24 protein-coding genes are annotated in these 20,569 nt (G+C 69.9%); 10 read left to right on the top strand and 14 right to left on the bottom strand.

Annotated elements, in window-relative coordinates:
- The first annotated feature begins 88 nt into the window (after positions 1-88).
- Entirely contained in the window at positions 89-289 is a 201-nt protein-coding gene (locus ACO057_RS10875) for a hypothetical protein (protein ID WP_421991519.1), read from the top strand.
- 5 nt (positions 290-294) lie between these two features.
- Here ACO057_RS10875 and mtnA read toward each other — a convergent pair whose 3' ends face one another.
- The 3 genes from mtnA to ACO057_RS10890 all read right to left on the bottom strand — a co-directional run bounded on the left by mtnA (position 295) and on the right by ACO057_RS10890 (position 2,348).
- Positions 295-1,374, bottom strand: coding sequence for an S-methyl-5-thioribose-1-phosphate isomerase (gene mtnA / locus ACO057_RS10880; RefSeq protein ID WP_421991521.1), 1,080 nt, complete (start codon positions 1,372-1,374; stop codon positions 295-297).
- Between the two features lie 76 nt (positions 1,375-1,450).
- Positions 1,451-1,945 carry a UPF0262 family protein gene (locus ACO057_RS10885; protein ID WP_421991523.1) on the bottom strand — a complete coding sequence of 165 codons (495 nt, stop codon included), beginning with the start codon at positions 1,943-1,945 and terminating at the stop codon, positions 1,451-1,453.
- On the bottom strand, positions 1,926-2,348 hold the full coding sequence (locus tag ACO057_RS10890; RefSeq protein ID WP_421991525.1) for a DUF983 domain-containing protein: 423 nt from the start codon (positions 2,346-2,348) through the stop codon (positions 1,926-1,928). Before ACO057_RS10890 ends, ACO057_RS10885 begins: the two co-directional genes overlap by 20 nt.
- Before the next feature lie 68 nt (positions 2,349-2,416).
- Here ACO057_RS10890 and ACO057_RS10895 point away from each other — a divergent pair, with 68 nt between their 5' ends.
- On the top strand, positions 2,417-3,088 hold the full coding sequence (locus tag ACO057_RS10895) for an aspartate/glutamate racemase family protein (protein WP_421991527.1): 672 nt from the start codon (positions 2,417-2,419) through the stop codon (positions 3,086-3,088).
- The gene (locus ACO057_RS10900) at positions 3,085-3,492 is read left to right on the top strand and encodes a ketosteroid isomerase-related protein (protein WP_421991529.1); all 408 of its coding nucleotides are present in this window, start codon (positions 3,085-3,087) and stop codon (positions 3,490-3,492) included. Before ACO057_RS10895 ends, ACO057_RS10900 begins: the two co-directional genes overlap by 4 nt.
- Here ACO057_RS10900 and ACO057_RS10905 read toward each other — a convergent pair whose 3' ends face one another.
- Positions 3,493-4,308, bottom strand: coding sequence for a S49 family peptidase (locus ACO057_RS10905; RefSeq protein ID WP_421991531.1), 816 nt, complete (start codon positions 4,306-4,308; stop codon positions 3,493-3,495).
- A 51-nt stretch (positions 4,309-4,359) separates the two neighbouring features.
- On the opposite strand from ACO057_RS10905, the gene ACO057_RS10910 reads away from it, so the two are divergent.
- The 3 genes from ACO057_RS10910 to ACO057_RS10920 all read left to right on the top strand — a co-directional run bounded on the left by ACO057_RS10910 (position 4,360) and on the right by ACO057_RS10920 (position 6,552).
- Positions 4,360-4,770 (top strand): CoA-binding protein, encoded by a 411-nt coding sequence (locus tag ACO057_RS10910; protein ID WP_421991533.1) that lies wholly within the window; start codon positions 4,360-4,362, stop codon positions 4,768-4,770.
- 112 nt (positions 4,771-4,882) lie between these two features.
- A complete protein-coding gene (locus tag ACO057_RS10915) occupies positions 4,883-5,638 on the top strand; it encodes a DUF2076 domain-containing protein (RefSeq protein ID WP_421991535.1) in 756 nt (251 codons plus the stop codon).
- Positions 5,639-5,709: 71 nt separating this feature from the next.
- A complete protein-coding gene (locus ACO057_RS10920) occupies positions 5,710-6,552 on the top strand; it encodes a LysR family transcriptional regulator (protein WP_421991537.1) in 843 nt (280 codons plus the stop codon).
- Between the two features lie 56 nt (positions 6,553-6,608).
- Here the strand turns inward: ACO057_RS10920 and ACO057_RS10925 are convergent, their stop codons facing one another.
- The 7 genes from ACO057_RS10925 to ACO057_RS10955 all read right to left on the bottom strand — a co-directional run bounded on the left by ACO057_RS10925 (position 6,609) and on the right by ACO057_RS10955 (position 14,033).
- Positions 6,609-7,946 (bottom strand): LLM class flavin-dependent oxidoreductase, encoded by a 1,338-nt coding sequence (locus ACO057_RS10925; RefSeq protein WP_421991540.1) that lies wholly within the window; start codon positions 7,944-7,946, stop codon positions 6,609-6,611.
- A 30-nt stretch (positions 7,947-7,976) separates the two neighbouring features.
- Positions 7,977-8,813 (bottom strand): CheR family methyltransferase, encoded by an 837-nt coding sequence (locus ACO057_RS10930; RefSeq protein WP_421991542.1) that lies wholly within the window; start codon positions 8,811-8,813, stop codon positions 7,977-7,979.
- Positions 8,810-9,883: a chemotaxis-specific protein-glutamate methyltransferase CheB gene (gene cheB, locus ACO057_RS10935; RefSeq protein ID WP_421991544.1), complete on the bottom strand. Its 1,074-nt coding sequence runs from the start codon at positions 9,881-9,883 to the stop codon at positions 8,810-8,812. The genes ACO057_RS10930 and cheB overlap by 4 nt, the downstream gene beginning before the upstream one ends.
- A complete protein-coding gene (locus ACO057_RS10940) occupies positions 9,880-10,257 on the bottom strand; it encodes a response regulator (protein WP_421991546.1) in 378 nt (125 codons plus the stop codon). The genes cheB and ACO057_RS10940 overlap by 4 nt, the downstream gene beginning before the upstream one ends.
- Before the next feature lie 11 nt (positions 10,258-10,268).
- Entirely contained in the window at positions 10,269-10,754 is a 486-nt protein-coding gene (locus tag ACO057_RS10945) for a chemotaxis protein CheW (protein WP_421991548.1), read from the bottom strand.
- A 15-nt stretch (positions 10,755-10,769) separates the two neighbouring features.
- Entirely contained in the window at positions 10,770-13,310 is a 2,541-nt protein-coding gene (locus ACO057_RS10950; RefSeq protein ID WP_421991550.1) for a chemotaxis protein CheW, read from the bottom strand.
- Between the two features lie 126 nt (positions 13,311-13,436).
- The gene (locus ACO057_RS10955) at positions 13,437-14,033 is read right to left on the bottom strand and encodes a histidine phosphotransferase family protein (protein WP_421991552.1); all 597 of its coding nucleotides are present in this window, start codon (positions 14,031-14,033) and stop codon (positions 13,437-13,439) included.
- A 230-nt stretch (positions 14,034-14,263) separates the two neighbouring features.
- On the opposite strand from ACO057_RS10955, the gene ACO057_RS10960 reads away from it, so the two are divergent.
- From ACO057_RS10960 to modC, 4 genes are read left to right on the top strand one after another with little or no spacing between them, the layout of a single operon-like run.
- A complete protein-coding gene (locus ACO057_RS10960; protein ID WP_421991554.1) occupies positions 14,264-14,431 on the top strand; it encodes a DUF3553 domain-containing protein in 168 nt (55 codons plus the stop codon).
- The gene (locus ACO057_RS10965) at positions 14,428-15,183 is read left to right on the top strand and encodes a sulfite exporter TauE/SafE family protein (RefSeq protein ID WP_421991556.1); all 756 of its coding nucleotides are present in this window, start codon (positions 14,428-14,430) and stop codon (positions 15,181-15,183) included. The genes ACO057_RS10960 and ACO057_RS10965 overlap by 4 nt, the downstream gene beginning before the upstream one ends.
- A 21-nt stretch (positions 15,184-15,204) precedes the next feature.
- Complete coding sequence (modB, locus tag ACO057_RS10970; RefSeq protein ID WP_421991558.1) at positions 15,205-15,936, top strand: molybdate ABC transporter permease subunit; 732 nt, start codon at positions 15,205-15,207, stop codon at positions 15,934-15,936.
- On the top strand, positions 15,936-17,036 hold the full coding sequence (gene modC / locus ACO057_RS10975; RefSeq protein WP_421991559.1) for a molybdenum ABC transporter ATP-binding protein: 1,101 nt from the start codon (positions 15,936-15,938) through the stop codon (positions 17,034-17,036). Before modB ends, modC begins: the two co-directional genes overlap by 1 nt.
- Positions 17,037-17,136: 100 nt before the next feature.
- On the opposite strand, the gene ACO057_RS10980 is transcribed toward modC, so the two are convergent.
- The 3 genes from ACO057_RS10980 to ACO057_RS10990 form a co-directional block, all read right to left on the bottom strand.
- Positions 17,137-18,096, bottom strand: coding sequence for a Bug family tripartite tricarboxylate transporter substrate binding protein (locus ACO057_RS10980; protein ID WP_421991560.1), 960 nt, complete (start codon positions 18,094-18,096; stop codon positions 17,137-17,139).
- A gap of 66 nt (positions 18,097-18,162) precedes the next feature.
- Positions 18,163-19,500 carry an MmgE/PrpD family protein gene (locus ACO057_RS10985; RefSeq protein ID WP_421991562.1) on the bottom strand — a complete coding sequence of 446 codons (1,338 nt, stop codon included), beginning with the start codon at positions 19,498-19,500 and terminating at the stop codon, positions 18,163-18,165.
- A gap of 12 nt (positions 19,501-19,512) precedes the next feature.
- Positions 19,513-20,472, bottom strand: coding sequence for a Bug family tripartite tricarboxylate transporter substrate binding protein (locus ACO057_RS10990; protein ID WP_421991564.1), 960 nt, complete (start codon positions 20,470-20,472; stop codon positions 19,513-19,515).
- Positions 20,473-20,569 lie beyond the last annotated feature (97 nt).

The raw sequence follows: 20,569 nt of genomic DNA on the forward strand, positions 1-20,569 counted from the left end.
ACTGGGCAGGCTTGCCTTGAAAATGCCCTGCTTCTTCCTCGAAGCCGCCTGGAGCCCGAGGCAAAAGGATCCTCAGGAGATCACCACCATGCAACGCTTCGGTTTCACCCTCGTCCTCTTCGGGCTCGCCCTGATTTTAGGCGTCGTGGGCATACTGCTCACGGACGGGATGGCGCCCGGCCGCATCGCGCCCGGATTCGCGGCCGTCGCCGCCGCCACCGGCGGCATCCTCATCGTGGGCGGGCTCCGCTTCCTGGAGCGCGGCCGGACGGACTTCCACCTCGGCTGAAGCCGTCAGGCCTTCTCGGGATAGAGCTCGAGAAGGCCCCGCTCGGTCGCGTCGCAGCGGCCACGCTCGGTGATGAGGCCGCTGACCAGCCGCGCCGGCGTCACGTCGAAGCCGGGATTGGCCGCGGCGCTGCCACCCGCCACCACCCGCACCGTCTCGATACGGCCATCCGCCGTGCGGCCCGTCATCTCCGTGACCTCGGCGGCGCTCCGCTCCTCGATGGGAATCTCGGAGACGCCGTCGCGCACGCGCATGTCGAGCGTGGAATGGGGCATCGCCACCCAGAAGGGCACGCCGTTGTCGCGCGCGGCCAGCGCCTTCAGATAGGTGCCGATCTTGTTGCACACGTCGCCCGTGCGCGTGACGCGATCCGTGCCGACGATGACGATATCCACCTCGCCATGCTGCATGAAATGCCCGCCGGCGTTATCGGCGATGACCGTGTGCGGCACGCCGTGCGCGCCGAGCTCGAAGGCCGTCAGCGCCGCGCCCTGGTTGCGCGGGCGGGTCTCGTCCACCCAGACCTTCACGTCGATGCCGGCGTCATGCGCCTGGTAGATGGGCGACAGCGCCGTGCCCCAATCCACCGTCGCCAGCCAGCCCGCGTTGCAATGGGTGAGGACGTTCACCCGCCCCTTCTTCTCCGCGATGGCGGAGAGCAGCGGCAGGCCGTGCTCGCCGATCCGGCGGCAGGTCTCGGCGTCGTCGTCGGCGACCTCGGCGGCCTCGGCATAGGCCTCGGCGGCGCGGGCCTCCAGCGGCAGGTTGTGCAGCTTGGCCCGCTGGCGATCCAGCGCCCAGCGCAGGTTGATCGCGGTGGGGCGGGTCTCGTTCAGCGCCTCCAGGATCTCCTCGAGGCGCGCGGGATCCTCGCGCATGGCCAGGGCCACGCCGTAGGCGGCCACCGCGCCGATCAACGGCGCGCCGCGCACCTGCATGGAGCGGATAGCGTGCGCCGCCTGCTCCCAGGTGGCGAGGCGGACGACCTCGACCTGCCAGGGCAGCTTCGCCTGGTCGAAGACGTTCACCGACCATCCATCGGAATCCAGCCACACGCTGCGGTAGGAAACGCCGTCGATCTTCATGAAGGAAAAAACCCTTGTCTGCGCCACCCGGTTGTGGCGGGAGAATTGGCCGCGTCAAGGCGCGGCCGCGTGACGGTCACATGCGCTGGTGCAGCGCCGCGATCAACGTGAAGAGCCGCCGCGCCGTCTCGAAATCCACCGCGACGCGGCCATCCAGGCGCATCGTCAGCAGCTCGGCGGCCTCGTTGTGCAGTCCGCGCCGGCCCATGTCGATGGCCTGCACCCGCGCATCCATCGCGCCGGAGGTCACGGCCTCCTCATGGTTCGCGACCAGCATCAGATAGTCCTTGATGAGCCGGCGGAACGGTCCGAGCACCAGCACGATCGCCCGCAGCGGGGCATCGGCCGCGTCGCGGATGTCGAGGATGAGGCGGCCCTCGCGCACCATCAGGTGCAGCACGAAGGGCCCCTCGCCCATGCCCTGCGGCCCGAAGCTGTTGCCGCCCAGCAGGTCGTCGATAGCCTGCCGCCGGTCCGCCTCCGCATAGGCGGAGGGCGGGGGTGGCGCATCGGGCAGCTCGATGCGGATCAGGCGATGGTCGGGCAAGGCCTCAGCCGCGCGACTTGTCACCGCCGAAGCCGAGCCGGCACATCAGGCCGACCGTGGCGCCCTTGATCGGGCGCAGCAGCAACGTGGTCGCGATGGCGAAGAGCGGAATCCATACCGCCATCTGGATCCACATCGGCGGCGCATAATGCCGCTCGATCCAAAGAACGGGCGGAATGAAAATATGGCCGGCGATGAAGATCGTGAAGTAAGGGGGCGCGTCATCGGCGCGCAGCGTGCCCAAAGGCGCGCCGCAGGAGGCGCATTCATCCACGACGCGCAGGAACCCCTTGAAGACTTTGCCCTCGTCGCAGATCGGGCAGCGGTTGCGCAGACCGCGCCAGAGGGCGGTCTTCAACGGCGGGATGATATAGGGGGATTCCGGCGCCAGGCGGCTCGGTTCCCAGGTCGTGGGGGCGATGTCCATGATGTCCGCAATATGGGGTTTGCGACAGCAACTTGGCAAGGAATCGCGGTTCCTGTCATGCTCCACGAATGCATGGCCGTATCCTGATCATCAATCCCAATTCCTCGCGCTCCTGCACCGACGGAATCGTCGAGGCCGTGGCCCCCTTCGGCGCGCCGGGGCTGCCGCGCATCGACGTGACGCGGCTGGCCGATGGGCCGCCCGCCATCATCACCTGGCGCGACTGGTTCGGCGTGGCCGAGCCGCTCTGCCGCGAGGTCGAGAGCGAGGAGGCCGATGCCTATGTCATCGGCTGCGTCAGCGATCCCGGACTGGAGGCGGTTCGCACCGTCACCGACAAGCCGGTGCTGGGCATGTTCCGCTGCGCAGTGACGGCAGCTCTTGCACGAGCGGAACGTTTCGGAGTCATTGGCTTCACCCACAAGTCGCTGCCGCGCCAGCGCCGCGCGCTTCAGAGTCTCGGCGTCGAGGGGCAGATGGCCGGCTGGGTGCCGCTCGACCTGCCGATGGAAGTGCTGACCGACCCCGTGGCGCCCCAGGCCCGCATCGCGGCCGCGGCGCGTGAGCTCAAGGCGCAGGGCGCCGAGGTGATCGTGCTCGGCTGCGCCGGCATGGCGCGGCATGTCGCCGTGACCGCCGAGGCGAGCGGATTGCCGGTGATCGAGCCCTGCCAGGCGGCGGCCGCGGCCGCGATCCTGGCCGTGATCGGCGCCCGTGCGACGGTGACGATCTCCGCGTGAGCGAGCTCGTCCGGCGCTACTACGCCGCCTTCAACGCGCAGGATTGGGAGGACATGCTGGATTGCCTGACCGAGGACGTCCTCCACGACATCAACCAAGGCGGCCGCGAGCGCGGAATCGAGGCCTTCCGCGCTTTCCTGGCCCGGATGGAGCGCAGCTATCGCGAGCGCGTCGAGGACCTCGTCGTGATGGCGAGCGCCGATGGCCACCGCGCCTCGGCCGAATTCACCATCCATGGCGCCTATCTGGCCTCGGATAGCGGCATGCCGCGGGCCGACGGCCAGAGCTACGTGCTGCCGGTCGGCGCCTTCTTCGCGATCCGCGAGGGGAAAATCTCGCGGGTCACGAACTACTACAACCTCGAGAACTGGCTGGCCCAGGTACGTACGCCCCTGCGCGAATAGTCAGAGGCCGAGCCTTCCCCAGGCCGAGCGCTCCTCGGCCACGCCCAGCGCGCCGGCGGCCAGCAACGCCCCGGCCCCGGGCAGGAGGCTCATCGGAAAGCGCCGCCTGCGCGCGCCGATCGCCACGATCCGGACCTTCTCGCCGAAGCGCCGTCGCGCTTCGCTGGTCACATCGCCCAGGCCGTCGCAAAGCCCGAGCTCCAAAGCGCGGCGGCCGATCCAGAAGCGGCCGGTGAAGAGTTCCTCCTCCGGCGCCTTCAGCCGTGCGCCACGCCGGGCGCGCACCCAGTTCTTGAACTCGGCATGGAGCTGCGTGAGCAGCTCCTCCATCCGCGCCTCGTCCTCCGGGCTTTGCGGCCGGAAGGGGTCGCCCGTCGATTTCTCGCTGCCCGCCGTCCGCACCCGGCGCTCGATGCCCAGCCGCCCGATCGCCTCCTGGAAACCGAAGCCCGAGGAGATGACCCCGATGGAGCCCAGGATGGAGGCGGGGTCGGCGATGATCTCGTCGGCCGCGCAGGCGATCCAGTAGCCGCCGGAGGCCGCCGCATCCTCGGCCACCGCGATCACCGGCACCTTCTTCTCCTCGGCCAGCTGCCGGATGCGCCGGGCGATCAGCGAGGATTGCACGGGCGATCCGCCGGGCGAGTTGATGGCCAGGAACACCGCCTGCAGCCGCTTCAGCCCGAAGGCGCGCTCCAGAATCGGGTTCGCGCCGGCGGCGTTCAGCCCGCCGAAGGGACCGGTCCGGGCGGCGATGAGCCCGTCCAGCCGGACGAGTGCGACGAGGGGTGGGCGAGGACGGAAGGGATACCACATGATGGAGACATGCGGGCCCGCCGCCGCGACACAAGCCCCTGGAGAAACGCGATGGACATCAAGGATCTGCTGCTGACCACGAAGCGCATCGCGCTGGTCGGCGCCTCCAACCGCCCGGACCGGGCCTCGCATGAGGTCATGAAGTTCCTGCTCGACCGGGGCTATGACGTCACCCCCGTGAACCCGGCGCTCGCGGGCCAGGAGATCCACGGCCGCAAGGTGGTGGGCCAGCTCGCCGAGGCCGGCCCGCTCGATCTCGTGGACGTGTTCCGCCGCAGCGAGGATGCCGGCGGCGTGATGGACGAGGCCGTCGCCCTCGGCGCGCGGGCCGTGTGGCTGCAACTCGGCGTGGTCAACGAGCCGGCCGCCGAGCACGCCCGCGCCCACGACGTCGAGGTGGTGATGGATCGCTGCCCGGTCATCGAATGGCGCCGTCTCGGCCTCCCCGCGCGCATCGGATGAGGTGGATCCGAAAGATTACAATCTGAACACTTCTTGATTTCGCCGGGCAATCGGGCCACGTCTCACCGCGAAGAAGGGCCGCCCGCATTGCCCTTTCGGAGGCAAGGTTTCCATGACTGACGAAGAACGCCGGATCATCTCGGAGTATGTGACCCGCGTCGCCGGCGCATCCCGCCCGGCGCCGGTGTCCGCCAGCCCCTGGGGCGGCCGCGTCCCGCAGACGGGCCCGCAGCAGGCGCCGCTGCCGCCCGTTGAGGCGGAGGCGGATGCGCTGATCGGCGACCTGTTCAGCCGCTACCCCGAGGCGCGGTTCCGCATCACCCAGACCGCCTTCGTGCAGGAGCACGCGTTGGTCGCGGCGCAGAACCGCATCCAGGAGCTGGAATGGGAACTGGAGAACCAGACCCGCCAGGCCCAGGCCTCGCAGAGCCGTGGGCTCTTCGGCCTCGGCGGTTCGCGCCCCGCGCCGATGCCGCCCCGGCCGCAGCCGCAATATCCCGACAACTATAATCCCCAGGCCATACAGGGCCGGCAGGGCTCGGGCTTCCTCGGCACGGCGCTGACCACGGCGGCGGGCGTCGCCGGCGGCATGGTCGTCGGCAATATGCTGATGAACGCCTTCAGCGGCAGCCATGGCGCGGCCTCGGCCGCGAGCGCGGCGACCGGCGCCTCGGGCAGCTTCGCCAATGAGGCGGTGCCGGCCTCCTCGGCCTGGACCGATCCGGGCCAGGCGGCCGCGTCCTCCGGCTGGGGCTCGCAGGATGCGAGCGGCGACGCCGCCAGCAACGCGGGCTACGACAACGATCCGGGTGGCAACGATGCCTCCGGCGGATATGACGACGGCGGCGGTTACGACGACGAGGTCTGAGGTCTGAGGTCTGGGAAAGGGCGGCTTCGGCCGCCCTTTTGTTTGTGCCCGCGCGGGACGATAACGAAGCGATGCGCGTCCCCGATCTCGACCTCGACCTCCTGCGTGGCTTCGTCACCGTCGCCGAGCGCGGCGGCTTCACCTCGGCCGGACAGGCGCTCGGGCTCACGCAATCGGCGATCAGCCTGAAGGTGAAGCGGCTCGAGGATCTGCTGGGCAAGCCGGTCTTCACCCGCGGCGCCAAGCAGGTGGCGCTGACGCGCGAGGGCGAATCCCTGCTCGCCTATGCCCGCCGCATGCTGGCCCTGAACGAGGAGGCGGTGCGCCAGTTCGTGGCCCCGCCCGCCTCGGGCCGCCTGCGGCTTGGCGTCGCCGACCATTTCGTGCCGCGCCATCTGGCCCCCACTTTGGCTCGCTTCGCGCGCACCTGGCCCGATGTCCGCATCGAGGTGGAGGTGGGCCGCAGCCACGAGCTACGCGCCTCCCTCGCCCGCGAGGAGCTGGACCTCGTGCTCGGCAAGCGCCGCGACGGCGAGACCGAGGGCCGCGTCATCTTCACCGAGGCCGTGGTCTGGGTCGCCGGTCCGGACTTCTTGGTCCCGCGCGACCGGCCCTTGCCGCTCGCGATGCTGCCCCAGGGCTGCATGTTCCGCGACCGCGCGATGACGGCCCTGGCCCGCGCCGGAATTGGCTTCGATGTGGTCTATACCTCGCCCAGCCTGATGGGCATCGCGGCCGCGGCCCAGGCGGGCTTCGCGATCAGCGTGCTGGGCCGGACCGGCCTGCCGGACGGGCTGGTGGAGCTGGAGGGCCTGCCGCCGCTCGGCACGGCGGAGATGTGCCTCTTCGGCGACGCCGCGGGGCAGTCGCCGCTGGTGGAATCGCTGCTGAACGATCTGCGGGCAGTGAGCTGAACTTTCTCCCGAGCCTCTTCACCCGATCCTGCGAAGCGCCAGGATCGGGATGTGCTCTATCGCCGATGCCCCGCGGCCGGATGCGGCGCTGCCAGGCGCGGCCCCGCGCCGAAGAGTTTTTCGCGATAGGTCCCTGAGGCGTAGGCCCGCTTATAGGCCCCGCGTTCCTGCAGTGCCGGGACGAGCTGCTCCACCACCTCCTCCAGTCCTTCGGGGAAGACGGTGCGCGAGAGGTTGTAACCATCCACGCCCGTGGCCTGCGCGTATTCGATCAGCCGATCGGCGATCTGCGCGACGCTGCCGACCATCGGCTTCTGCCGGCTGCCCAGAATGAACTGGTCGATGAGCGCGCGCTTGGTGAAGGCCGGCCCCGTCGCGCGCTTCATCGCGGCGACGTTGGACTGGATGGCATTGCCCGGGCCGGCCTCGATCGGCTCGTCCATGGCGTAGCGGCCGAAATCGATGCCGAGCGAGGCGCTCGCATGCGCCAGCGCGCCCTCGACACTGGAATGGCGGCGGTATTCGGCGAGCTTTTCTTCGGCCTCCGCCTCCGTCCGCCCCAGGACCAGCGTGGCGCCGACAAAGACGCGCAGTTCGCGCGGCGCGGCGAGCGCGCGCAGCTCGGCGACGCTCCGCGCCACATCCGCCGCCGGGCCGCCATTGAGAAAGACGCATTCCGCATGCCGCGCGGCGAAGCGCTGCCCACGCGCGGAGGCACCCGCCTGGTAGAGCACCGGGGTGCGTTGCGGCGAGGGCTCGCACAGGTGGTAGGCGTCCAGGCGGTACTGCGCGCCCTCGTGGCGGATGCGGCGGATGGCGGCGGGATCGGCGTAGCGCCCACCTTCGCGATCGCGCAGAATCGCGCCCTCGCCCCAGCTTTCCTCCCAGAGACGGTAGACGACCTCCATATATTCCTCAGCGAGGTCATAGCGGTCGTCGTGCCGCATCTGCCGCTCGAGCCCCATCGCGCGCGCCGCGCTGTCGAGATAGCCGGTGACGACATTCCAGCCGATCCGCCCGCCGGTCAGGTGATCCAGCGTGCTCATCCGGCGCGCGAAGAGATAGGGCGTTTCATAGGACAGGTTGGCCGTGACCCCGAAGCCGAGCTCGCGCGTCACCGCCGCCATGGCCGGCACGATCATCGCCGGATCGAGCAAGGGCACCTGGGCCGCGCTGCGGATCGCCGCATCGGCGGAGCCGTCGAGCACGTCATAGACGCCGAGGACGTCGGCCAGGAACAGCCCGTCGAAGAGCCCACGCTCCAGCAGCCGCGCGAGATCGAGCCAATGCTCCATCCGCATGTAGCCTGCGCTGCTGTCACGCGGATGCGTCCACATCCCCTGCTGGATATGACCCACGCAGGCCATGTCGAAGGCATTCAGGCGGATCTCCATGGCGCATCCTGCGGACCGATGCCCTGCGACTCAAGCCGAAAGACGTTGCGGCTCGACCAATCCATAGACGCCACGTTCCGCGCCGCGCGGCGCGAGGAGGTTGGTGATGCCGATCGCCGTCTCCGCCGCGCCGAGGAACAGCGCGCCGTCGGTTGCCATTTGCTGCGCCATCCCACGCAGTACGCGCGCCTTGGTCGGCACGTCGAAATAGATGAGCACGTTGCGGCAGAAGATCACGTCGAAGCGGCCGAGTCCGCGCAACTCGCCCATGAGATTGGCCTTCTCGAAGCGGCACGGCGCGGCGACCTCCAGCCTGACGCGCCAGCGCCCCTCCTCCTGAATGAACCGCTTCATCAGCGTGCGAATCGGCAGCCCGCGCTGGACCTCGAACTGGGTGAAGATCCCCGCTCGCGCCCGATCGAGCACGGCGGTGGTGATGTCGGTCCCCAAAATCTCCACGCGCCGCGACCGGAAGCCCGGATCGGCTTCGCCCAACTCGGCCAGGATGATCGCGATGGAATAGGCCTCCTGCCCCGTCGAACAGGCGGCCGACCAGATGCGCATCGGCTGCCCCGCGGGTCGCGCGGCATGCAGCGCGGGCAGCAGCGCGCGCAGATGCTCGAAGGGCTTTCCGTCCCGGAAGAAGCTGCTTTCATTGGTGGTCAGCAGCTCGGTCATCTCCTGGGCCAGGGCCTCGCCGCGCGGGGCCTTCAGCCGTGCCGCAAGGGCCTCGAGGTCGCGCAGAGCCTCGCGCTTCAGCAGGGGCGCGAGGCGCGTCTCCAGCATGTAGTGCTGATCGGGGCCGATGATGCCGCCGGATCGCGACTTCACGATGCCCGTGAGAAGTTCGAAGGTGGACTGGATCAATTGCGCCTCCCGCACAGGCTGGCCAAGGCGTCGCCCAGGGATTCCGGCGTGCCCTGCTCGTCCGCCAATCCCGCCCGCGCGACGGCGCCCGGCATGCCCCAGACCACCGAGGAAGCCTCGTCCTGCGCCCAGGTCACGCCACCGGCCTCGGCCAACACACGACAGCCCGCCAGTCCGTCATGGCCCATGCCGGTGAGGATCACTGCCTGCACTGCGCGGCCGTGGACCGCGACGAGGCTGCGCAAGGTGGGGTCCACCGAGGGCCGGCAAAAATTCTCCGGCGGAGCTTCCGACAATTGCAGCGAGACCTGTTCGCCCTCGGCCTTCGCCAACAGATGCCGGTCCCCCGGCGCGAGGAAGATGCGGCCGGCCTCCAGGACGTCGCCCTCCCGCGCCTCCGTCACGCGCGGCCCGCCCAAGGCGTCGAGGTGCTGGGCCAGCATGGCGGTGAAGCCAGCCGGCATATGCTGCACGATCACCATCGGCACGGCGATCTGGCGCGGCAGGCGCCGCAGCAGGGCCGCCAGCGCCTGCGGCCCCCCGGTCGAACTGCCGATACAAACCACCTTTGGCGCCGCGCCACGCGACGGGATGCGCGGTGCGAAGGGCCTCGCGGGGACCACGGCCGGCTTCTGCCTCAGTCGCGCCCATCCCTTTACCTTGGCCAGCAGATCGCTGCGGAAATGCGGATCGGCGAGGCCGCCGCCCGCCGCCCCAGGCTTCGGGATATAGTCCGACGCCCCGGCACGCAGCGCGGCCATGGTCGCGCCGGCGCCGCGCTGCGTCAGCGCGCTCGCCACGATGACGACCGGCCGCGGCTCTCGCTTCAGGATCAGCGGCAACGCCGTCATGCCATCCATCACCGGCATTTCGAGATCGAGCAGCACGACCTGCGCGCGCTCCAACGGCGAGGCCTGGTCCAGCGCGGCCAGCGCCTGCGCACCGTCACCGACGCGCGCCACGACGCGGATCCCGGGGTCGGTTTCCAGCAGCCGTACAAGCGCCGAACGTACGGTGGAGCTGTCATCGCACAGCATCACCCGCAGCCTCGAAGGCGGAATGATGCTCATGCGGCCAGCAGTCCGACCTGCACCAGCTTGCCGTGGAGAATCTCCTCGTCGAAGGGCTTCATCACGTATTCCTGCGCGCCGGCCTCAAGCCCTTCGAGGATGCGCTCGGTGCCGGCTTCCGTCGTGCACATCACCACAATCGGTTCATCCGGGCCGAACTCAACGCGGAGCGCCCGGAGGAAGCCGATACCGTCCATCACCGGCATGTTGCGATCGAGCAGGACGGCGCGCGGCATCTCGGTCCGGCAGGCCTCGAGCGCCTGCTGGCCGTCCTCGGCCTCGCGCACGGTGAAGCCGTGCCGCTCCAGGATACGGCGCGCGACCTTGCGCACGACGCTGCTGTCATCCACCACGAGGCAGGTGCCGTTGGACATGGGATCCTCCCTCACGCAGCGAATTCGAGCAGCCGCTCGACATCCAGAAGAACCAGCAGCCGGTCGCCTTGCCGATGCACGCCGAGGGAGAACTCCCGCCAGGACGGGTCGAGCGTGGGCGGGTTGGGCGAACGATCCCCCACGTTCAGCGAGAGCACCTCACCCACCTGATCCGCCAGCAGGCTGTAGAGCTCGCCGCCCATCTCGACCACGACGGACATCGCGCCCTTCCCGGCCTCGCGCGGCGGCAGGCCGAGGCGGCTGCGCAGTTCCACCGCCGTCACGATACGACCGCGCAGGTTCAGGCTCCCCGCCACCTCGCGCGGGGCCAGCGGGATGCGTGTGATTGCCTGCACGCCCAGCACGTCGCGCACGGAGAGCACCGGCACGCCGCAGAGCTGCCCCGCGACCGTCAAGGTGAGCATCATGCCGGCCGCGTCGCTGCCGACCGCGCCCGCAGGGCGCGCTTCGGGATGGGTGGATGGATTGGCTTGCATGGGTCTCTCCATCGATCAGCGCGCAAGCGCCGGCTGCAGGCATTGCTGCAGGCTCATGAGCAGGGCCTCGCGATCGAACTTGGCGATGTAGTCGCTGAAACCGGCGGCCCGGCCTCGCTCCACGTCGCGCGGTTCGGACCGGCCGGACAGCGCGATCATCGGCACATCCGCCCAGATCCCGCCCTCGCGCACGGCCTGAGCCAGTCCGAAGCCGTCGAGTTCCGGCATGTTGATGTCCGAGACGATGACGTCGAAGAGCTCACCGGCGTCGCGCAGGCGCAACGCTTCACGCCCGTGCTCGACGGTGGTGACGTCATAGCCCGCCGCCATCACCGCGGGGACGATCAGATTGCGGAAGAAGTCGCTGTCCTCCACGACCAGGACGCTCGGACGCCCGCCCGCGGCCAGAGCCGGCTCGAACCAGTCGGGCTGGCCCTGCTTGAGCCAGAAGGCGGTGTCGAGGATCTCGGTCACGCGCCCCGCGACGACGCAGCTGCCCAGGAAGCCCGGCCGCACGCCCGCCGTGTCCATGTCGAGCGCGGCATCCACCACGTCGAGGATCTCGTCGACCATCAGGCCCATGGACCTGATCCCGTCGCCGAAGACCAGCACCGCCTGATGGCCCGCCTCCGGAAGAGCCATGAAGCCGTGCAACGGCACCAGCGGCATTAGGCTGCCGCGATACTGCATCACGAGGCTGTCCCCGGCATGCTCGATGCGCCCAACCTCCAGATTCTCCAGCCGCGCGACGAGCGAGAGCGGCACCGCCTTGGGCGCCCCCTCCCCGGCGCGGAAAAGCAGCAGCGAGGTGGAGCGGTTGAGCCCGCCCCGGTTCTGGCCCTGCGTCTGAACCGAGGCATTCTCCATGGCCTGCTCGGTCCCGAGGCCGGTGGCCCGCGCGATCCCATTCGGGTCGAGGATCATGATCACGCTGCCATCGCCCAGGATCGTATTGCCCGAGAACATGGTGATGTGCCGCAGGATGGGCGCGACGGGCTTCACCACGATCTCCTCGGTATCGAAGACGCGGTCGACGACGATGCCGAAGAGCTGCGCGCCCACCTGCGTCACCACCACGAAGCCCTCGGTCGCCGGCGCGTCGGTCTCGACATCGAGGCGCAGCAGGCGCTTCAGCGGGATGAGCGGCAGCAGCTGATCACGCAGGCGCATCACCGGCGCCTCCTTGATCAGCTCCACCTTCGGTCCGTCGCCGCGTCCCACGCGCACCAGCTCCAGCACGCTTCCCTGCGGGATGGCGAAGCGCTCGCCGCCCGCCTCGACGATGAGCGCCGCCGCGATGGCCAAAGTGAGCGGGATCTTGATGGTGAAGGTCGTGCCGCGATGCTCGCGCGAGCGGAGGTCCACGATGCCGCCGATGCGCTCGATATTCGTCTTCACCACATCCATGCCCACGCCGCGGCCGGACACCGACGTGACTTCGGCCGCCGTCGAGAAGCCGGCGCGGAAGATGAAGCGATGGATATCGCGCTCGTTCATGGTGGCGAGATCGGCCTCCGTCGCGAGACCTTGCGACATTGCCTTGGCCTTGATCCGGTCCGTGTTCAGGCCGCGTCCGTCATCGCCGATCTCGAGGACAATATGCCCTCCCTCGTGGAAGGCATTGAGCAGGATGCGCCCGGTCTCGCTCTTGCCGGCCAAGCGGCGCTGCTCCGGCGTCTCGAGTCCGTGATCCGCGCTGTTGCGGACCATATGCGTCAGCGGATCCTTGATGAGCTCCATGACCTGTCGGTCGAGCTCGGTCTCGGCGCCGCGCATGTCGAGCTCGATGCGTTTGCCCAGATCCTTGGACAGGTCCCGCACCAGCCGCGGCAGCTTCGCCCAGGCATTGCCGATGGGCTGCATGCGCGTCTTCATCACGCCGTCCTGCAGGTCCGAGGTGATCTGCGACAGGCGCTGCAGCGGCACGGCGAAGGCCACGTTCTCCTCCGAGCGGGCGAGCTGCAGGAGCTGGTTGCGCGTCAGCACGAGCTCGCTGACGAGGACCATCAGGTCCTCCAGCACGTCCACGGCGACGCGGATGGTCTGCGGCGCATTGCCCCCGCCGGTCGCCATATCGGCCACCGCCTCGGGCACGGCCGCCTCGACCATCGCGGGCGCTGCCGCATCAGCGACCGGCACATCCACGACCACCGGGGCCGCCGTGGCATCGGGCGGAAGCTGGCCCGCGGCGGCGGCGTCCAGCGCGGCCTTCAGAGGCGCGTCGTCGCCGGCGGGCTCGCTGCCGGTGGCCTCCAGCCCGGCGACGATCTGCTTGATGCGGTCCGCCGCGGAAAGGATCAGCGTGATCCCACCTTGGGTTACCGCCAGCGTGCCGTCGCGCCACAGGCCCAGCACGTTTTCGGCCGCGTGCGCCATGCCTTCGAGACGCGGCAGGCCAAGAAAGCCGCAGGTGCCCTTGATCGTATGGATCGTCCGGAAGACTTCCGACAGGACGCCGCCATTCGCCGGATTGCGCTCCAGCTGCAGCAGGGCCGCGTCCAGGCTGGCGAGGCCCTCATTCGTCTCGGTCAGGAAGTCGGCGAGCAGATCGTCCATCGGCGGTTCCTTCGAATGCGGCGCCCGACCGGGGCTGGGCATCGAAGGATGGGCCGGGCTTTCCGAAGAAAGCGTAAAGGCGGCGCCGGATTTCGTGACGCATCCTGCAACCCGCCTCCGCGGCGATCAGGCGCCGAGCGTCAGCATGGGCACCGCCGTCCCGGCCGGAAGCACCAGGTTCAGTGCCGCCCCTTGGATCGCGGCCTGCGCCACGACCCAGGGCGCCAATACGCGGCGGGGACCTTCGGCAATGGCGCGCTCCATGCTGCCGCCCGACAGGAGCTGCACCAGCGTGGGCGACCACTCGGCATCGCGCCCCTCGGGCAGGAGCGTCACGGCGCCGTCCGTATTGCTGGAAATCCGCACGACGCCGCCGCGCGGCAGCGCCTCGGCCGCCAGCAGCGCCGCCGAAAGAACGAGGCGCGCCCGCCCGGGCGAAAGCTGCGCGGGGGACGCCGCCCATTCAAACCGCACGCGATGGGCCATCGGCGCCCCCTGCAGCAGCCGCGCCATTTCGCTCCAGCTCAGCTCGTCGCTGGAGCCGAAGGCAACGGAGAACAGCCGCAACCTGGCGCCCAGCTCCGCCGTGGTTTCCGTCAGGATCTCGTGCGCCGCGGGGTTGGAGGCCTGGGGCAGCAGGGCCGTGACGCTGGCGATCGGCGATCCGAGGTCGTGGCAGATCCGCGAGGCGAGCAATTCGGCGAGGCGCGGGTCGGTCGACATGAACAATTTCTCTCTCATCTTGGGCGGGCTGGGCTTCGCCCCTCGCCTGCCCCCGCCTGCCCTCGCCAGCGCAAGTTCCGGGCCAGCCCCTGGCGCCCTGTCCTAGTCCCGCGATGGTTGCCGGATTCTTTAGCTGTCCGGACCACTTATGCACGCAACGCGCTGCGCCGGCATCTTCCCAGCCCGCGCCGATTGCAGTTCAAAGGAGGCCGGAAACGAAGGAACAGCGCTTGAGCGAGATTGAGCCGGGGATGCGCGTGCGCCAGCCCGACCGTCCGGACTGGGGCCTCGGCCAGGTCCAGTCCGTCATCGGCAACCGCGTCACCGTGAATTTCGAGCATGCGGGAAAGCTGCTGCTGAACCTCGCCGTCGTCACGCTGGAGCTGGTGGAGGATTGAGCGACTTCCTCGCCGTCGTCCTCGCGCTGCCCTGGAGCTGGCAGCTCTGGGCCGCCCTCGTCGCCACGACCATCGCCGGGCTGATGCGCGGCTATGCCGGCTTCGGCACCGCAATCATCCTCGCGCCCGTCTATTCGGCGCTGTGGGAACCGCGCAACGGCGTGCCCGTGGTGCTGCTGATGGAGCTGGTCATTTCCCTGCAGCTCCTGCCCCGCGCCTTCAAGGACGCGGACCGCCGGGTGATCCTGCCGATCGGCGGCGCGGCCTGCCTGGCCACGCCCATCGGCACCTTCGTCCTGCTCTCCGCCGATCCCGACATGCTGCGCCGCTTCATCGGCGGCTTCGTCCTGGTCTTCGGCGCGCTGATGATGTCGGGCTGGCGCTATCATGGCAGCCGGCCGCTGCCGCTGAACCTCGCGGTCGGCACCTCTGCGGGGCTGCTGAAGGGGGCGACGGGGATGAGCGGGCCGCCGGTGATCCTCTATCTGCTCTCCGGCCCCGAGGAGGCACGGCAGCACCGCGCGAACCTGATCCTCTTCTTCGGGCTGATCGCGCTGGTCTCGGTGGTGGGGCCCTATCTCGGGGGGCTCTTCACCCTGGACGTGCTGGCCAAGCTCGTCTGGATCCTGCCGGTGCAGATCCTCTGCGTCCGGCTGGGGGCGCGGCTGTTCCACGTGGTCCCTATCCGGCTCTACAAGCCCTTCGCCTTGGCCGTGCTGCTGGCCAGCGGGAGCTTCGCGCTGCTCGTCTGATGCCCCCAGGACGCGGCTGGCTTGCCCACGATATTTCCGCATGACTATAACGGTTCGATGATGCATCTCAGCGCCGAGGAATGGCAGGCGGTCCGCCTCAGCCTGGATGTCGCCTCCCGCTCCGTGCTGGTCTCGCTGCTGCCGGCCATCGCCATCGCCTGGGTGCTGACGCGCGGGCGCTTTCCCGGACGCTTCCTGCTCGACGCCTTCGTGCACCTTCCGCTGGTCGTGCCGCCGGTCGTGGTGGGCTGGGGCCTGCTGATGCTCTTCGGCGTGCGCGGCCCGATCGGCGCGCCGCTGATGGAATGGTTCGGCATCCGCCTCGTCTTCTCGACCGACGGCGCGGCGCTGGCTACGGCGGTCATGTCCTTCCCGCTGATCGTGCGCGCCGTACGTCTGGGCCTTGAGCAGGTAGATCCCGGATTGGAAGCGGCGGCCGCCACGCTGGGCGCCGGGCCGGTGGACCGCTTCCTCACGGTCACGCTGCCGCTGATGTCGCCCGGCATCCTGGCCGGCACGGTCACGGCCTTCGCGGCAGGGCTTGGCGAGTTCGGCGCGGTCATCACCTTCGCGTCCAATATTCCCGGCGAGACGCAGACCCTGCCGCTCGCCATCTACGCCGCCACCCAGACACCCGGCGGCGAGGCGACGGCGGCGAGGCTCGCGCTCGTCTCCTTCGCCCTGGCCATGTGCGGGCTGATCCTGGCCGAGATGATCGGGCGGCACATGCACCGGCTGCTGGGGCGCTTCTGATGCTGGAGGTGATGCTGCGGCACCACTTCGGCGGCTTCACGCTCGACGCCGCCTTCCAGGCCGCGCCGGAGGGCGTGACCGCCCTCTTCGGTCCCTCGGGCTGCGGCAAGAGCACCGTGCTCAAGGCCGTCGCCGGGCTGCTGCGCCCCGATGAGGGCCGCATCGCCTTCGACGGCGTGCCTCTGCTCGATACCGCGCGCCGCGTCATGCTCCCGCCTGAGCGGCGGCGCTGCGGCCTCGTCTTCCAGGAGGCGCGGCTCTTCTCGCATATGAGCGTGGCGAGCAACCTGCGCTACGGCCTGCGCCGTGCCCCCCGCGATGCGACCGGCCCTGGCTTCGACGAGGTGCTGGCGCTGCTCGGCATCGAGCCCTTGCTGGACCGCCGCCCCGCACGCCTTTCGGGCGGCGAGCGCCAGCGCGTGGCGCTGGGCCGCGCGCTGCTCATGCGCCCGCGTTTGCTGCTGATGGACGAGCCTCTGGCGGCGCTGGACGCCGCGCGCCGCGCCGAGATCCTGCCCTTCCTCGCCCGCCTGCGCGAGGCGGCGCGCATGCCGATCCTCTACGTCACCCACGCGCTGGACGAGGTGGACGCGCTGGCCGACCGGCTCGTGCTGATGGAGGCCGGCAAGGTCGTCGCCGCCGGAACCGTCGAGGAGCTGACCGCGCGCACCGACCTGCCGCTGGCCGCGCGGCGCGATGCCGGCGTGGTGATCCCCTGCACCGTCCTCGACCACGATATCGCGCGTGGCCTGACGCGCTTTCGCTTCCCCGGCGGCGAGCTCGTCGCGCCGCTGCGCCCCGAGCCAGCGGGCACGCGCCTGCGCCTGCGCCTGCGTGCCCGCGACGTGTCGGTGGCCACCGCCCCGCCCGAGGGCATCTCGATGCAAAACGTCCTGCCCGCGACGCTGGCCGCCATCGCGCCCACCGCCTCGCCGCACGAGGTCTTCCTGCATCTCGCGCTGGGCGAGACCACGCTCCTCGCCCGCGTCACGCGCGACGCGCTGGAGCGGCTGGGATTGACCCCCGGCGCGCGGATCTGGGCGATGATCAAGTCGGTCACTTTTGACCAGGCCCGGGGCGACCAGGCCCGCGGCGGTTAGAGCATCATCCGATCAGACGGAATCGTCTGGTCGGGTAAAGATGTTCGAAAAAACAAAGAGCTAGAGACTTCGAAGTAATCCCTCGCGAACGAAGAAGGCTCTAGTCCAGCCGGATCCGCGCGCGCGGCAGGAAATCCTGGAAGCGCGCGAGGTCGACCGCGAGGCGCGTCGAAAACTCCTCCGGCGTGCCGAGGATCGGGACCGCGCCGGAGCCCAGCAGCCGGCTGATCACCTCGGCCTTGCCCAGGCTGTTGTTCAGCTCGCCGTTGAGGCGGGCGACATGGGCCCTGGGCGTGCCGGCGGGCGCCATCAGCCCGATCCAGGCCTCCATCACCACGCTGGGCAGGCCGAGCTCCTTGAAGGTCGGCACCTCGGAGAGCTGTGGAATGCGTTCCTCCGTCGCGCTCGCCAAAGCGAGAAGCCGGCCAGCCTGGATCAGCGCCATGGCGTTGGGGAGATTATCGATCATCAGGTCCAGATGGCCCGCGATCAGGTCGGTCTGAGCCGGGGTCGCACCGCGATAGGGCGCATGGACCAGACGCGTGCCGGTCGCCATCGCCAGCGCCTCGGTCACCATGTGGATGGAGGAGCCATTGCCGCTGGAGCCATAGGTCAGCCCGGCGGGACGGCTGCGCGCGAGCGCCAGGAGTTCCGCCAGATCGCGCACGCCAAGCTCGGGCCGCACGACGAGCACGTTGGGGAAGATCGCCATCGTGCCGACGGGAACGAAATCGCGCAGCGGATCATAGGGGAAGCTCGGCATCAGATGCGGCAGCACGGCATGCGAGGCCTGGGTGGCCATCACCAGCGTATAGCCGTCCGGCCGCGCCTTCGCGACGTGATCCGAGCCGAGGACGCCCGTGGCGCCGGAGCGGTTTTCATAGACCATCGGCTGGCCGAGCCGCTGCGCCATGTCGTCGCCGATGATGCGCGAGATATTGGTCGTGAAGCCCGGCGGGTAGGGCACCACCCAGCGGATCGGCTGGGTGGGATAGGCCTGTGCCCATGCCGGAACCGGCGCGGCCAGACAGGGCAGGAAAGCAAGCTCACGACGTCGCATGGCACGCGGTCCATCTACCGGGTCGCGCCAGCATGGCGCGGCCCGGGACGTTCCGGAAGGACGATTTCAGGCCAGGGCCGTCATGAGCTTCGTGACGTCCGCCGCGTCGTCCAGGCCCCAGAGCGCGGCGATGGCCGCATCCGCGCGATCGGAGAAACCACCGATCGCCGCGTTGTCGCGGAACTTCGCATCGAGCTCCGCATCGCTCATCGGCCGCTCGTAGCTGCCACGCGGGGTGATCACCAGGCGCTGGAACTCGCGTCCGTCCGCCAGGCGCAACGTGACCCGCGCGGCCCCGCGCGGCAGGGTATCGTCGAGCTGTGCGGCGACCTTGCCGCGGAAGGCGGCCAGCGCGGGATCGACCACCGCCGGCATCTCGAAATCGGCGACGCCGGCGCGGCCGCGCACCAGGCCGAGCGCGGCGCTGTGATGGATGCTCACGCGCGCATCGCGCTCGTTGTTCACCGCGCGGTCGCCGCGCGCGAGCAGCAGCGCATCGCCCGCGACCGTGACCGAGGCGATGGCCTCCGGCGCCGCGCCGACCTCCTCGCGCAGGGCGAGGCAGGCGTCGATGACGGCGTGGAAGACGATGCCGGCGGGATAGGGCTTGTAGGTGTTCTTCGCGATCTCCCAGCGCGTGCCGAGCTCTCCCGTGATCTGCGTGAGGTCCGCCGCGTCGCCCGTGGCCGTGGCGAAGCCGAGCGGCCCCTCGATCGCGGCGGGGGCGGCCTTGTAGCCCTGCTCGGCCAGCAGCGCGGCGAGCATGCCGTTGCGCGGTGCATTGCCGACGCCGACATTCTTCGCCGCCGTCGGAAGATTCTCCACGAGCCCCGCCGCCTGCGAGGCCGCGATGCCGATGGCGTGCCAGGTCTGCTCGGCCGAGAGCCCCAGCAGCTTCGCGCAGCCCGCCGCCGCCCCGAAGGTCCCGCAGGTGGAGGTGATGTGCCAGCCGCGCGCGTAATGCCCCGGCGAGACGGCATTGCCGATGCGGCACTCGACCTCGCCGCCTAGCAGGAAGGCATGCAGCACCGCCGCGCCCGACAGGCCGCGCTGCTCGGCCAGCGCCAGGAGCGCGGGCGCGACGGGCGCGGTCGGGTGAATGACGGTCTGCAGATGCGTGTCGTCGTAATCCAGCAGGTTGCAGGCGATGGCGTTCACGAAGGACGCCGCCATGGGATCGAGCTTCACGCCCTGGCCGATCACGGTCGCGACCGGCGCGCCGGAGAAGTTCCGCATCACGGCCAGCGCCGTGAGTACCGCCGGATCCTTCGCCACGCCTAGCCCGCAGCCCAGGTTGTTCAGGATGGAGCGCTTGGCCTCCTGCCGGAGCACGGGGGCCATGTCCTCCCAGCGGGATTCCGCGACGAAACGGCCGAGGATCTCTCCGGCATAGCTTGGGCTCATTCGTGGTGCTTCCTATTGCGCGCGGGCGATCAGACCCTCCCGCGCGGCGCGTGACCAGCGGGCGTCCTCCTCGACGAGGAAGGTGCGGAACTCATCCGGCCCGAGGGGCTGGAGATCGGCGCCGATGCCCAGCAGGCGCTGGCGGATGGCGGCATCGCGCAGCGCCTCCTGGATGGCCGCCCCCATGCGCGCGGCAATCGCGCCCGGCAGATTCGCCGGACCGAGCATGCCGTACCATCCGGCGAATTCGTATCCGGCGATACCGGCCTCGGCGAGCGTGGGCACGTCGGGCAGCAGCGCCGTGCGCTCCTTGGTCGAGACGCCCAGCGCGCGGATGCGGCCGGACTGGATATGCGGCAGGGCAGCGACGGTGCTGTTCCAGCTGGTCGGCAGGTGCCCCGCGATCAGGTCGTTCAGCATGGGCCCGGCGCCGCGATAGGAGACCTCTACCATCCGGATATCCGCCAGCCGCGCGAAGAGATTTCCGGCATAGGAGATCGCCGCGTCCGAAGTGCCGAAGCCGATGGTGCTGGGCGCGGCCTTCGCGGCCTCGACAAGCTGCATCGCGGTCGCGAAGGGCTGGCTCGCACCGGCCGCGAGCAGCATGGGAAAGCGTGACAGCAGCGCGACGGGCGTGAAGTCGCGCTGCGTGTTGTAGGGCAGGCTCGGCATCACATAGGGGTTGAGCGCGTGGCTGCCGGTGTCCACGAGGAAGACCTGGCCGTCGGGTTCGGCGCGCGACACCATCTCGGAGCCCACGATGCCGCTCGCGCCCGCGCGGTTCTCCACCAGCACGGGCTGGCCGAGGAGCGGCCGCAGCCCTTCGGCCAGGGCGCGCGCGAAAACGTCGGTGCCGCCGCCGGGTGCATAGGGCACGATGAGGCGGACCGGGCGCTGCGGCCAGGACTGGGCGAGTGCAGGCGCGGCAAGCACCGTGGCGCCCAGGACCAGCGATCGGCGTGATGCGAGCATGGATGATCCTCCCCAAAGCGCGGCCTTTGCCGCGTCGTCCGTGATATCGGTACCGGCAACCAGACGCCGCGTAAACCCGATGATGCTCGGCTTGCCC

Origin of the sequence: Roseococcus sp., from assembly GCF_965227005.1 — a bacterium.
Taxonomy (GTDB): Bacteria; Pseudomonadota; Alphaproteobacteria; order Acetobacterales; family Acetobacteraceae; genus Roseococcus.